At 34.1% G+C, this 11,638-nt stretch carries 12 protein-coding genes; 5 read left to right on the top strand and 7 right to left on the bottom strand.

Annotation, left to right across the window (positions count from 1 at the left end):
* The first annotated feature begins 89 nt into the window (after positions 1–89).
* Positions 90–1,517, top strand: coding sequence for an aldehyde dehydrogenase (gene aldA / locus HMPREF2580_RS01640; RefSeq protein ID WP_070830172.1), 1,428 nt, complete (start codon positions 90–92; stop codon positions 1,515–1,517).
* Positions 1,518–1,693: 176 nt separating this feature from the next.
* Here aldA and HMPREF2580_RS01635 read toward each other — a convergent pair whose 3' ends face one another.
* Positions 1,694–2,647, bottom strand: coding sequence for a metal ABC transporter solute-binding protein, Zn/Mn family (locus HMPREF2580_RS01635; protein ID WP_070830171.1), 954 nt, complete (start codon positions 2,645–2,647; stop codon positions 1,694–1,696).
* 166 nt (positions 2,648–2,813) lie between these two features.
* On the opposite strand from HMPREF2580_RS01635, the gene HMPREF2580_RS01630 reads away from it, so the two are divergent.
* Together HMPREF2580_RS01630 and HMPREF2580_RS01625 are read left to right on the top strand one after the other, a co-directional pair.
* The gene (locus HMPREF2580_RS01630) at positions 2,814–3,095 is read left to right on the top strand and encodes a GNAT family N-acetyltransferase (RefSeq protein ID WP_070830170.1); all 282 of its coding nucleotides are present in this window, start codon (positions 2,814–2,816) and stop codon (positions 3,093–3,095) included.
* 166 nt (positions 3,096–3,261) lie between these two features.
* On the top strand, positions 3,262–4,068 hold the full coding sequence (locus HMPREF2580_RS01625) for a VOC family protein (protein ID WP_070830169.1): 807 nt from the start codon (positions 3,262–3,264) through the stop codon (positions 4,066–4,068).
* 107 nt (positions 4,069–4,175) lie between these two features.
* Here HMPREF2580_RS01625 and HMPREF2580_RS01620 read toward each other — a convergent pair whose 3' ends face one another.
* Positions 4,176–5,669 carry an aldehyde dehydrogenase family protein gene (locus HMPREF2580_RS01620; RefSeq protein WP_070830168.1) on the bottom strand — a complete coding sequence of 498 codons (1,494 nt, stop codon included), beginning with the start codon at positions 5,667–5,669 and terminating at the stop codon, positions 4,176–4,178.
* A gap of 281 nt (positions 5,670–5,950) precedes the next feature.
* The gene (locus tag HMPREF2580_RS01615) at positions 5,951–6,613 is read right to left on the bottom strand and encodes an NAD(P)H-dependent oxidoreductase (RefSeq protein WP_070830167.1); all 663 of its coding nucleotides are present in this window, start codon (positions 6,611–6,613) and stop codon (positions 5,951–5,953) included.
* 284 nt (positions 6,614–6,897) lie between these two features.
* On the opposite strand from HMPREF2580_RS01615, the gene HMPREF2580_RS01610 reads away from it, so the two are divergent.
* A complete protein-coding gene (locus HMPREF2580_RS01610; RefSeq protein WP_002444275.1) occupies positions 6,898–7,890 on the top strand; it encodes a D-lactate dehydrogenase in 993 nt (330 codons plus the stop codon).
* A 56-nt stretch (positions 7,891–7,946) separates the two neighbouring features.
* Here HMPREF2580_RS01610 and HMPREF2580_RS01605 read toward each other — a convergent pair whose 3' ends face one another.
* On the bottom strand, positions 7,947–8,750 hold the full coding sequence (locus HMPREF2580_RS01605) for a Cof-type HAD-IIB family hydrolase (RefSeq protein ID WP_070830166.1): 804 nt from the start codon (positions 8,748–8,750) through the stop codon (positions 7,947–7,949).
* Between the two features lie 268 nt (positions 8,751–9,018).
* Positions 9,019–9,630, bottom strand: coding sequence for a class A sortase SrtA (gene srtA, locus HMPREF2580_RS01600; protein WP_002444277.1), 612 nt, complete (start codon positions 9,628–9,630; stop codon positions 9,019–9,021).
* Positions 9,631–9,840: 210 nt separating this feature from the next.
* On the opposite strand from srtA, the gene HMPREF2580_RS01595 reads away from it, so the two are divergent.
* Complete coding sequence (locus HMPREF2580_RS01595) at positions 9,841–10,332, top strand: GNAT family N-acetyltransferase (protein ID WP_070830165.1); 492 nt, start codon at positions 9,841–9,843, stop codon at positions 10,330–10,332.
* A gap of 41 nt (positions 10,333–10,373) precedes the next feature.
* Here HMPREF2580_RS01595 and HMPREF2580_RS12155 read toward each other — a convergent pair whose 3' ends face one another.
* The gene (locus HMPREF2580_RS12155) at positions 10,374–10,550 is read right to left on the bottom strand and encodes a hypothetical protein (RefSeq protein WP_002444280.1); all 177 of its coding nucleotides are present in this window, start codon (positions 10,548–10,550) and stop codon (positions 10,374–10,376) included.
* Positions 10,551–10,733: 183 nt separating this feature from the next.
* Positions 10,734–11,633 carry an L-serine ammonia-lyase, iron-sulfur-dependent, subunit alpha gene (gene sdaAA / locus HMPREF2580_RS01590; protein ID WP_002444283.1) on the bottom strand — a complete coding sequence of 300 codons (900 nt, stop codon included), beginning with the start codon at positions 11,631–11,633 and terminating at the stop codon, positions 10,734–10,736.
* Positions 11,634–11,638 lie beyond the last annotated feature (5 nt).

The following is an 11,638-nucleotide window of genomic DNA, read 5'->3' as shown; positions in this document are numbered from 1 at the left end:
CTGAGACAATTAATTATGTCCCAACCTCTTTTTTATTTTCAAAATTAGGATAATCAATTTCGGGAATATAGAGGATGGAGGTGTCTCAAATGACAAATCAATTATTTATTAACAATGAATTTATCGAAAGTAAATCAACTGAAACGATGGATGTCATTAATCCTGCTACAGGAGAAAAATTTGATACAATTACGTTCGCGACTGAAGAAGAAGTCAATGAAGCGATTGAAAAATCTAAACACGCACAACTCGAATGGGAACGTGTCCCTCAACCGACTCGTGCTGAACACGTTAAATTACTTATTCCTCTATTAGAACAAAACCGTGATGAAATTGCACAATTATATGTGAAAGAACAAGGAAAAACACTCGCCGAAGCTTATGGAGAAATCGATAAATCAATCACATTTATCGACTATATGACAAGTTTAAGTATGAGTAACAAAGGCGAAGTGCTACAAAATAGTGTAGAGAATGAAATCATTCAATTAACTAAGAAACCAATTGGTGTCACAGCAGGAATTGTGCCTTGGAATGCACCGATTATGGTCTTGATGCGTAAAGTTATTCCAGCTATCGTGACTGGCTGTTCCGTCGTTATTAAACCAAGTGAAGAAACGACATTATTAACATTACGTTTAGCTGAGCTCTTCCGCGCTTCAACGATTCCCGCTGGTTTAATTCAAATTATTCCAGGTACTGGCGAAACAGTTGGCACTCAACTCGCAACTCATAAAGATATCCAACTTATTTCATTAACAGGTAGTATGCGCGCAGGTAAATCCGTCTATGAGCATGCAGCACAAACAGTTAAGAAATTAAATCTTGAATTAGGTGGTAACGCTCCTGTACTCGTCACACCACATGCTGATTTAGACAAAGCTGTTGACTATATCGTTACTGCTCGTATTAATAATGCAGGTCAAGTGTGTACTTGTCCAGAACGTATCTTTGTTCATAAAAATGTCCATGATGCATTTGTAGAAAAAGTAAAAGACAAAATGGGTCATCTGACTGTCGGAGATCCTTTAGATGAAAATACAGATTATGGCGCAATCATTAACCAAAAACAACTGGATAGTATTCATGAAAAAGTAGAATCTGCTGTGAATAATGGCGCAACATTAGTCATGGGTGGTCATCAATTAGACCGTGCTGGTTTCTTCTATGAACCAACGATCCTAGATCATGTAAATACTGAAGATAGCGTATTTAAAGAGGAAATATTTGGTCCTGTATTAGCAATTGCCACTTATGAAGACTTTGACCAAGTCATTGAAGATGCTAATGATACAAATGCTGGTTTATCTTCATACATCTTCTCTGAAAACTTACAAGAAGTGATGACCGCTTCAGAGCGTTTAAAATTCGGGGAAGTTTACGCAAATTGTGAAGCCGAAGAAGTCGTTAACGGTTATCATGCCGGTTGGCGTGAATCAGGCTTAGGTGGTGCAGACGGCATCCATGGTTTCGAAGAATATTACAACACTACCGTGAGCTACTTGCGCTATAAATAAATATTCAAGCAGAAACGTAAGATTAGTCCCTCATTTTAAATTAAATTGGAGGGGCTATTTTATTTGGGAAAATATAATTTATCACTTATGTTTATCTTTCACCTTGTTGATTGATAAATAAAAAAGCATTACACATATACTTCAAATCGAAGTTCAATGTGTAATGCTAGGTATTTTTAATGATTTAATGCTTTATCTAGAGATTGGATATCTTTTTTCATTAATGATTGATAAGTGATGGCGTCATCATTTTGTTCTTTTTTCGTGAGTACTGCTAAATTATGAAAGCTTAAAGGTTGGGTGTCAGTTTCCTTTTTAATCACATCTGTAATTTTAGAAGTGATGTTCTGTTCATATAGTACATATGGAGATTTTGACTTTTTAATCTCTTTTACAATGCTTAATATCTTCTTCTGACTCGGTTCCTCGTCATTCATTCCATTCACACCTTCTTGTTTAAAATGATATCGATGTGCGAGGTAACCTAATGAGTCATGTGAAATGATTACTTTATCACGTTTCGGATTTTTAGTAATGCTTTTCATTTTATTATCAATATCTTTGATTTCTTTATCTAACTTTTTATAGTTTTCTTCATAATAAGACTTATGCTTAGGGTCTTTTTGAATTAGTTTATCTTTGATTTCCTTTGCAAATACACGGTCTAATACTGGATCTAACCATATATGAGGATCATTACTTGATTCATGATGGTGTTGATGTCCCTCATCCTCATCATGATCATCAGAGTGAATCAAGTCTTTTTGTTTCAAACCATTTGCAAGAGCTAATTTCATGTTTTTATTTTCCATAGATTTGGTAATTTTCGCAGAAACTGGGTCTAAGTCATCATTTGAATAAATAAACAAATCGCTTTTAGCAATATTAATCATATCTCTTTGCGTTGGTTCATAAGAATGTAAATCTGCACCTGGAGGATAGATAGATTCAACATCTACGTACTTCCCGCCAATTTGTTGAGTAAAACTTTGAAACGCAAACACAGTTGTGTATATTTTCATTTTATTTTGACTACTAATATTGTCTTTTTTATGATTCATACTTTTACTACATCCACTCAGTATTAATATAATGGATAAAGTAATCCAAATGATCGCCTTTCTTTTCAAAATGAGACCCCCATAAAGCGTAATTATTTCGTTTATCACTATATCGGTTACTTATCAAAAAAGCAATAGCTAACGATATATTAATCATGTGGCGTATTCAAAATGTTTCAAAAATCATGAAAAGTGATATTTATATGTATATACATTTTTAAAGGAGTGAACGTAAATGTCTGAAGAAATCAAACAAGGCGACCATAAATTTTATGTTGGAGAAGATGAAAATAACCCGCAAGCAGTTATCACTTTCAAAGAAGTAGACAACAACGAAATTGATATTGATCATACAGGTGTATCAGATGAATTAGGTGGACAAGGTTTAGGTAAAAAATTAGTCAATCGCGTGGTTGAATATGCACGTGACAACCATTTAAAAATCATTGCATCTTGCCCATTCGCTAAAGACGTTTTAGAAAAAGATGACCATGCACAAGATGTGTATTTAGGTTAATAAAAGTAACAAATAAATAGTAATTCAGTTTCCAAGAAGTGTATTCACCTTCTTGGAATTTTTTTAGATATTAAAGCTTGCGTATTAAATGTTTTGGGAGTATATTAATTATACTAGATATAAATATTAAACAATGGTGACTTTTCATCATAGGAGGTAAGACGAAATGACTTCATTCCATTCTACTGAAGCAACTCAAGTTACAAATATTACTTTAAACGTTAAAGATTTAAATAAAATGACTGAATTCTACTCTACTGTGCTAGGATTTACAATTAAAGCACAACATGCGCAACAAACTATATTGAATGTAGGTGCTAATGGGCATACCCTTACTCTTCAAGAATTACATGACGGCCGCCAACCTGGCTTTAGAGAAGCAGGTTTATTCCATATTGCCTTTCTTTTACCTACACGCAGAAACTTGGCAAATTTCTTATATCACGCAATTCAATTAAATATTGCAGTGGGTGGCGGTGATCACCTTGTAAGTGAAGCTTTATACTTTGCTGATCCAGAAGGAAATGGAATTGAAGTTTATCAAGATCGTCCTACTGATGAATGGCAATGGCGTGATGGTTTCGTGAAGATGGATACGCTAGAAGTTGATGCTAACGATTTAATTGAACAACGTTCGACTGAGGGATGGCAAGGTTGGCCAAAAGATGGAAAAATCGGCCACTTACATCTTAAAACACATGATTTAGGACAAGCACGTGCATTTTATATTGATGAACTAGGATTAGAACATATTTCCAACTTCCCACAAGCGCTCTTTATGTCTACACAAAAATATCATCACCATATTGCAGTCAATACTTGGCAGTCCAATCATAAAAGAGAAGCGAACGAAAGCACTTATGGCTTAACACATATTGACATATATAAACCAAATTCAGAAGAAACACATGTTACTTCACCCGAAGGCTTTGATATTACAATTCATGGTGATACAAACGTGGTTCCTGAATAGATTTTTTATAATTATGTATAAATAAAACTGCCTACAAAGTTCAATCTTTGCAGACAGTATAAAAAGAGGGCATTGCGCCCTCTTTTTGTTTGAAGTTTTTATCTCAATTAATACATGCCGTTTGTTTGGTCACTTGTATCAATGAAGATATTTTTAACTTGTTGATAGTTTTTAATAGCATCTTTATATACTTCTCGACCGATACCAGATTTTTTATAACCGCCGAATGGTGCACCTGCTGGGAATTGGTTATAAGTGTTAACCCAGATGCGTCCTGTTCTCATAGCTTTGGCTACATTGAACACGCGATTAATATTTGTTGAGAAGATACCTCCTGCTAGACCATATTCAGAATCATTAGCAATTTTTACTGCATCTTCATCATTTTCAAATTTTTCAATGACTAATACTGGGCCGAAGATTTCTTCTTGGGCAAGTTGGTTGCTGTTGTCATTTACCTCAATTAATGTTGGTTCGAAGAAATAACCTTTATCTAAACCATTGTCTGTTAAACGATGGCCACCTGTAATAATATTAACATTATTATCTTCTTCAGCAATTTTTACATAGCTTTGAATTTTTTCCATTTGTTCTGGACCTGTTTGCGCACCCATTTTTACATTTTCATCAAATGGATCGCCTACTTTAATATTTTCAAATGCTTCTTTTAACTTAGGAATTAATTTATCGTAGATTGAAGATTGTACAAGTAATCTTGAACCTGCACTACATACTTCACCTTGATTGAATAAAATACCTAATTGGACACCCTCAACAACTTGATCAATGTTTGCATCGTCAAAGACTAAATTAGCACTTTTACCACCAAGTTCTAATGTTGTAGGTACAATACGTTCAGCACCTGCTTTAGCAACACCATAACCTACATCTGTTGAGCCAGTGAATGATAACTTGTTCACGCCTTCATGATTGAAGATTGCATCTCCAGACTCAGAGCCTTTACCTGTTAATACATTCACTACGCCTTTAGGTAAAACTTCTTGGAAAATTTTAGCAATTTCAATTAATGATAACGGTGTTGAAGATGATGGTTGAATAACAACTGTATTACCTGCTGCTAATGATGGTCCTAACTTCCATGAAGCTAATAATGTTGGGAAGTTCCACGCAACCACTGCACCAACTACACCTACAGGTTCGTTAACTACTAAACTCATAGTGTTTTCATCAATTTCATTAACTGAACCTTCATCCGTTGTTAACACGCTTGCGAAATATTTAAATTGATTTGCAGCTAAAGGAATATCTAATGTTGAAGTTTCTCTATAAGGTTTACCGTTTTGTAGTGATTCGATAGCTGCTAAGCGTTCAGTATTTTCATGAATTTTATTACTAATTTCTAATAAATAATCAGCACGTTCTTCCTTAGAAATTTTACTCCAACTGTCAAATGCATCATGCGCAGCTTGAACTGCTTTATCTACGTCTTCTTTACCTGCGCGAGCAACTTTAGCTAAATCTTCACCATTCGCAGGATTTGTTACTGTGATTGTTTCACCACTACCACTTGCTTGGAATTCGTTATTTATAAACAAGCCATAATTTTCGTCGATATAATCTCTAACGTTAATATTTGCCATTTTAACCCATCCTTTATAGTGATAATTAATTTATTGAAACTATCTTTCGTAAATTTTGAATCTATGAAAAATGTAAACGTTTACTTTTCGTATTTTTAATTCTAACCTCTTTTAATCAATTTTCAAAATGATGTGTTTATACTATTTCTAAAAGAAGTCACATATGTGATATACCCACTTAGAAATGTGTTATTCACTACACAAAATTTTTATATTTTATTGAAAAAGAAAAATAGATTCTAGAAGTTTGAGTTCTAGAATCTAAAGATAAATATAGCATTTTATTCTATCCAACTAATGACATCATCTTTACTTTGACGGACTTTACCGTGCGCGGGCTCTTCAGCTCTATAGCCAAAACCAACCATTACTGAAATACCAAAATGTTCAGTATCAAGAATTCCTTCTTCTGATAAAATTTCAGTAACTTTATCTAAATCGAATCCTTCCATTGGGCATGAATCTACACCTAATAGCGCCGCTGTAGTCATCATATTTCCTAAAGCGATGTATGTTTGTTTACTTGCCCAATCATATAATGTACGCTCATTGTCATTAATATGGAAGTTTGTTTGGAAGTTATCAAATTTTTCCTCTACTGCTGGAATGGTACTTTCTTCATATTCTTTAACGCCTCGGATAAGATTTTGAACATAATCTGAGTGAGATGTTACATTTTTACGTGCAAAAATTAATACAAAGTGACTTGCTGTATCTAATTGCTTTTGAGCACCCCAACTATAAGGCTTTAATTTATCTCTCAATGTTTCACTTTGAACTACTACAAAATGCCAAGGTTCTAAACCTAAAGAACTTGGTGACAATCTACCTGATTCCAATATTGTTTCAAAGTCTTCATCGCTAACCTTTTTAGATGGATCAAATTGTTTCGTTGCATGTCTAAATTCAAACGCATCAATAATCTTTTGATTCATACTGCTCATTTAAATGTTCATCCTCCTATTAATCGATTCTTTTCATAAAGAAAGTATAAATGACTTTTATACACAACAAAAGTAATTGATTTCTTTCTTAAAAAGTGACACGTTTATTATTAATGTGAATATTTTCACTTTTTTCTTTCTCGACTAATACGTTCTTTCTTGATTTGTGAAAACTTTCACAATATAATAAATTTGTAAGTTTTAGTCTTACTTAATTATTTTTTATCTAGATAACTTATTGTTATTATTGTTTTTTTATTTTTTTAGAAATGGGGTTATTTTTAATGACAAGAATTATGTTTTTCGGTACACGCGAATATGAGAAAGAAATGGCATTAAATTGGGGTAAAAAAAATAATATTGAAGTGACAACTTCTACTGACCTTTTAAGTAAAGATACTGTAGATCAACTTAAAGACTACGACGGTGTCACTACAATGCAATTTGGTAAATTGGAAGATGAAGTTTACCCTAAATTAGAAGCTTACGGCATCAAACAAATCGCTCAACGTACTGCAGGATTTGATATGTATGATTTAGATCTTGCTAAAAAACATGGTATTGTTATTTCTAACATTCCTAGTTATTCACCTGAGACAATCGCCGAATATTCAGTTTCTATTGCTTTACAACTTGTGCGTAAATTCCCAGCTATTGAAAGACGCGTACAAGATCATAACTTCACTTGGGCTGCACCAATAATGTCTAAACCTGTTAAAAATATGACCGTTGCGATTATTGGTACAGGCCGTATTGGAGCTGCAACTGGTAAAATCTATGCAGGTTTCGGTGCAAAAGTTGTTGGCTACGATGCATATCCAAATGATTCTTTAGATTTCTTAGAGTATAAGGATTCGGTTGAAGAAGCGATTAAAGATGCAGATATTATCTCACTTCACGTTCCTGCTAATAAAGAAAGCTTCCATCTATTTGATAAAGAAATGTTTGCGAAAGTTAAGAAAGGTGCTGTGCTAGTCAATGCTGCTCGTGGCGCTGTCATTAACACACCTGACCTTATCGAAGCTGTGAACAATGGCACTTTATATGGTGCTGCCATCGATACTTATGAAAATGAAGCCGACTACTTCACATTCGATTGGACAAATAAAACAATTGAAGACCAAACATTGTTAGAACTCATTAGACATGAAAACATTTTAGTGACACCTCACATTGCGTTCTTCTCAGACGAAGCAGTACAAAACTTAGTTGAAGGTGGCTTGAACGCAGCATTATCTGTGATTCAAACAGGCACATGTGATACACGTTTAAATTAATATATTAAAAAAGGTGAGATATAGCGTTAATATCGCTGTCTCACCTTTTCATATGCTTATAAATGCTTTAACACTTTTTCTTCAATCGTAGTTAAAACGCCTTGTTCATCATTTGATGGCGCTACACTATTCGCAATTTCAAAAAGTGAGGCATCACTACTATTGGCCATTACGTAACTGTGTTTGGCTAGTTCTAACATGTCTTTATCATTATTTGCATCACCAAATGCCATTAATTCATCAGATGACATCTCCCACTCATTAAGTAATCGTGTTAATGCTTGTCCTTTTGTCATATTTGGCATAATCACGTCTATACTGTCATGACCACTAGACACAAGTTGAATGGTATCTTTAAAAGTCTCGTTCAATGCTTCATCAACATGAGGATGCGTTTTTCGATTAATATTAAATGCTATCTTCACATAATCATCTTGAGGTAAATCTTGCAATGAATCAATTTCTTCCAACTGATGATAATAAAAATGAGCGTCTTCTTTAAACGTGACGGAAGTGTTCCTTAAAATATATGCACTTTTAATACCACATATAATTAACTCTTTCATGTTGTGATCAATATTTAGATAATCGACCACATTTTGAAATTCTTTACGATTAAAGCTACGGTAATTATATAATTGATTCCCTTTATAAATGACTGCTCCATTTTCAGAAATAAAAAACATATCTCTAACACCAAAGATTGACTTTAACTTAGCATATTGATTGCCGCTAGCCGCTATAAATTGAATATGGTTCTCACTTAATTTCTTAAAAATGCGCTCAAAACGTGTTTCATCAAATTGCTTGTTTGAATCTAAAAATGTACCGTCCATATCAACTGCAATTGCACTTATCATATTTCATGCATCCCCTTTATGTGAACAACTTTATCCTCATTATATCTTTGAGATTAAATGTAATGAAGTTCAGGACAAGACACTGAAACTATATTCAACTTTTGAAAGACATTTCATATCATAAAAAAAAACACACACGTGTGTGAGTCAGACATGTCATTTAGTCAAATGATTTTCGTTGCGCCACGCCCAACTTGCATGGTTTGCAGAATTTCATAAAAAGCTGAGATACCAAATGATATCCCAGCCTCGTACGTATCGTTCAACATTAATTTACTTGAGTTGCTACAAATATTTTACGTTTTTCCCAGACACCTGTTTGTTCATTATAATCATCGCAAGTGATTAATGTTAATTGATTCTTCTTGCCTTTATGTTCATCTAATACTTTCACTTCTGTAGGATCGACATCATGGATTTTCGTCATTTTATACTTTCTAACTTCGTTACCTACTTTGAAATATACTTTACTCCCTTTCTTAGCAGCCTTTAAATTTGTAAATTGATAATGCGGGCGGTCAGTAAATGTATGACCAGCGATTGCAATGTTTTGTTGATCAAGTGATTCATCACCTTCTGCAAAGCTTACACCTCTATTGAGTTGCTCAGGCGTGGCAGGTCCTGGATATACAGGTTCTTTAATTTCAGCGTCTGGCACTTCAATGTAACCTGCCATTTTAGATTTATCTTTTGGAATTGTAGGCTTTTTATGTTTTGTTGAGACATCCTTTTTTTCATCTTTATCATATTGTTCGATTTTATTATTATTATCTTTATCATGGAAATAATTATCAATATGTGGCTTTGCGAACAAATAAATTGCTAGGATGATTAACAATATGCCTATGAACGTCATTAAATGACTCGTCCATTTTTTCATTTCAGTAACTCCTTTAAATTTTATTTCTCAATGAATAAATATGATTTTAAATTTAGTATAGCATTATTTTTCAACACCGACATGAGCGACTTAGTTTAACTTTCAAATAAACATCTCCTGTTTAAATATAATGTAATAAAACTTAACAAGTTATTGATAACTCATGTAAATTGGTTTTTAATGAAAAGGAATATGAAAAGAGGGATGTTAATGATACGATTTGCTAGAAAAGAGGATTTACTTGATATTTTAAGTATTTATAATGATGCAATCATCAATACTACTGCTATATACACTTATGATCCTAAAGAATTAGAAGAACGAGTACAGTGGTTTGAAGCGAAGGCAATGGCCGATGAGCCCATATGGGTCTATGTTAAGGATAACCATATTGTAGGATATGCAACATATGGTTCCTTTAGAGATTGGCCTGCGTACCTTTATTCGATTGAACATTCTATATATGTAGATCCCAAATATCGTGGTCAAGGTATCGCTTCACAATTATTAACCACACTCATTCAACACGCTAAAGACAACAATTATCGCACGATTGTAGCTGGTATTGATGCTTCAAATGAAGGAAGTATTCAATTACACAAGAAATTTAATTTCACTCACGCTGGAACAATCACGAATGTAGGATACAAATTTGACAGATGGTTAGATTTAGCATTTTATCAGCTAGATTTATACAAATAAAAAGAATGAAGTTGAGCTATAATAAACTACTTAGTTCAACTTCATTCTTTATTTCTATTTTCAATAACAAAACGAATATAGTAGAACATAAATACAAGAATCATACTTAGCGATAACGATTTAAATAATAAGTTGACCCATGTTCCCTCCGTAGTTCCCAAATAAGTTATCGTCGTGTTAATGATGAATGCAATAAAGATAAGAAACAATCTTAGCATTGCATCAGCCCCTTTTAAGTTATTTTAGATTGGGGCCCTTGTTTTGTAAAGAAGCGTTTACTGAATTTATTCATTCGCGATTTATAAAGGAGTGCGAGGGACTTATCCTTGCTGATACTAAAAAAGCACTTAAGCTTTGCTTTTCCAAACAAAACCTAAGTGCTTTAAATTTCAATTTATCTTTTATTTATTATTCACCATATTGTCAGCTTCACCGAAAATCTTACGTTTAATTTCTTCGCCAGTTGGTGTACCTGCTAAGCCACCTAAACCAGTTTCACGAAGAGATGCTGGCAAGTTACGGCCAACTCTGTCCATTGCACCAATTACTTCGTCCACTGGAATACGACTTTCTACACCAGCTAATGCAAGGTCTGCTGAAATTAATGCGTTACCTGAACCAATTGCGTTTCTCATTACGCAAGGAATTTCAACTAATCCTGCTACTGGGTCACAAACTAAACCTAATAGGTTACTTATTGCAAGTGCCATCGCATGACCAGATTGTTCTGGTGTACCTTTGAAGATAGCCACTGAAGCTGCTGCTGCCATTGCTGATGCAGAACCTACTTCTGCTTGGCAACCGCCTGTTGCACCTGCAACACTTGCATTATTCGCTACAACACGTCCAAATAATGCTGAAGTGAAAAGGAAGTCTACCATTTGGTCTTCTGTTAAATCGTGTGTTTTTTCTAGTTTGAAAAGTACGCCGGGAATAGTTCCCGATGAACCAGCTGTAGGTGTAGCACAGATAATACCCATTGCTGCGTTAACTTCATTAGTAGCAACAGCGCCTTTCACAGCCTCAATCATTTCTCGGCCAGATAGCGCATGATTCTTTTCATTGTAGTCACGAAGTTTAGCTGCATCGTGTCCTGTATAACCTGTAACACTTTCTACACCTTCACCTGTTGTTCCTTTTTCAACAGCGTCACGCATAACTTCAAGATTTTGTTTCATGCGTTCACGTACTTCATCGCGTGATATGCCTTCTCTTTCCATTTCTTCGTTGATCATAATATCAGCGAATGTAATGTTATTTTCAACCGAATAATCTATTGTCTCTCTAATTGAATCAAACATTTTAA

This window comes from Staphylococcus sp. HMSC036D05 (assembly GCF_001836225.1).
GTDB classification, from domain to species: Bacteria; Bacillota; Bacilli; order Staphylococcales; family Staphylococcaceae; genus Staphylococcus; species Staphylococcus caprae.
Note: the sequence above shows the minus strand (reverse complement) of the source record. Positions and strands in the feature narration are given on the sequence as shown.

Bases quoted from the DNA above. Each gene is read 5' to 3' on its own strand.
- HMPREF2580_RS01620 (WP_070830168.1), bottom strand. From the start codon at position 5,669: ATGGCAAATATTAACGTTAGAGATTATATCGACGAAAATTATGGCTTG.
- HMPREF2580_RS01625 (WP_070830169.1), top strand. From the start codon at position 3,262: ATGACTTCATTCCATTCTACTGAAGCAACTCAAGTTACAAATATTACT.
- HMPREF2580_RS01615 (WP_070830167.1), bottom strand. From the start codon at position 6,613: ATGAGCAGTATGAATCAAAAGATTATTGATGCGTTTGAATTTAGACAT.
- HMPREF2580_RS01605 (WP_070830166.1), bottom strand. From the start codon at position 8,750: ATGATAAGTGCAATTGCAGTTGATATGGACGGTACATTTTTAGATTCA.
- aldA (WP_070830172.1), top strand. From the start codon at position 90: ATGACAAATCAATTATTTATTAACAATGAATTTATCGAAAGTAAATCA.
- HMPREF2580_RS01630 (WP_070830170.1), top strand. From the start codon at position 2,814: ATGTCTGAAGAAATCAAACAAGGCGACCATAAATTTTATGTTGGAGAA.
- sdaAA (WP_002444283.1), bottom strand. From the start codon at position 11,633: ATGTTTGATTCAATTAGAGAGACAATAGATTATTCGGTTGAAAATAAC.
- HMPREF2580_RS01610 (WP_002444275.1), top strand. From the start codon at position 6,898: ATGACAAGAATTATGTTTTTCGGTACACGCGAATATGAGAAAGAAATG.
- HMPREF2580_RS01595 (WP_070830165.1), top strand. From the start codon at position 9,841: ATGATACGATTTGCTAGAAAAGAGGATTTACTTGATATTTTAAGTATT.
- HMPREF2580_RS12155 (WP_002444280.1), bottom strand. From the start codon at position 10,550: ATGCTAAGATTGTTTCTTATCTTTATTGCATTCATCATTAACACGACG.
- srtA (WP_002444277.1), bottom strand. From the start codon at position 9,630: ATGAAAAAATGGACGAGTCATTTAATGACGTTCATAGGCATATTGTTA.